Consider the following 1,136-nt stretch of genomic DNA (forward strand, 5'->3'; position numbering starts at 1 on the left):
ACAACGAATGAAGCAACAGGTGACAAAACTTTTGGTCAATGGCAAGCTAAAGATGATGACACGACGTTTGATGAAATGAAAAGTCCCGAAATCAAGAACTACCATGCAGACAAAACAAGCATAGATGAAGTTACAGGTTTGACAGCTAACACCAAAGACTCCGAAGTAACTGTTACTTACTCGCCAAATATGACTGAGTCAACAGAAACTAAAGAGGTCAAGCAAACGATCCATTATGTGTATGAAGATAGTAAACAAGCCGCACCAGACAAAACGGACACTATTACTTTTACACGAACTGTCACAATGAATGAAGCAACCGGTGACAAAACTTTTGGTGAATGGCAAGCTAAAGATGATGACACAACGTTTGACGAAGTGGAAAGTCCTGAAATCAAGAACTATCACGCAGACAAAACAAGCATTGATAAAGTCACAGGTTTGACAGCAGAGGACAAGGATCGTGAATCAACTGTTACTTACTCACCAAATATGACTGAGTCAACAGAAACCAAAGAAGTCAAACAAACGATCCGTTATGTTTATGAGGACGGTAAACAAGCCGCACCAGATAAACTAGACACGGTCACCTTTACACGCACAGTCACAATGAATGAAGCAACAGGTGACAAAACTTTTGGTGAATGGCAAGCCAAAGATGATGATACAACGTTTGATGAAGTACAAAGTCCTGAAATCAAGAATTATCACGCAGACAAAACAAGCATTGACGAAGTTACAGGTTTGACAGCCGACACCCAAGACCGAGAATTGACCGTTACTTACTCGCCAAATATGACTGAGTCAACAGAAACTAAAGAGGTCAAGCAAACGATCCATTATGTTTATGAAGACGGCAAAGAAGCCGCCCCAGACAAAGTAGACACGGTCACGTTCACACGCACAGTCACAACGAATGAAGCAACAGGAAAAAATACCTATGGTCAATGGCAAGCCAAAGATGATGACACGACGTTTGATGAAGTGCAAAGCCCTGAAATCAAGAACTATCACGCAGATAAAACAAGCATTGACGAAGTCACAGGTTTGACAGCCGACACCCAAGACCGAGAATTGACCGTTACTTACTCGCCAAATATGACTGAGTCAACAGAAACCAAAGTGGTCAAGCAAAC

The 1,136-nt window shown here is 41.7% G+C and carries 1 protein-coding gene; it reads left to right on the top strand.

The genetic code is table 11. The annotated features are described in order from the left end of the window. A partial coding sequence (locus A5878_RS17660; RefSeq protein WP_256925761.1) for a MucBP domain-containing protein occupies positions 1-1,136 on the top strand: 1,136 nt, incomplete at both ends.

Origin of the sequence: Enterococcus sp. 3G6_DIV0642 (genome assembly GCF_002140635.1) — a bacterium.
In the GTDB taxonomy this organism is placed as follows: domain Bacteria; phylum Bacillota; class Bacilli; order Lactobacillales; family Enterococcaceae; genus Enterococcus_D; species Enterococcus_D casseliflavus.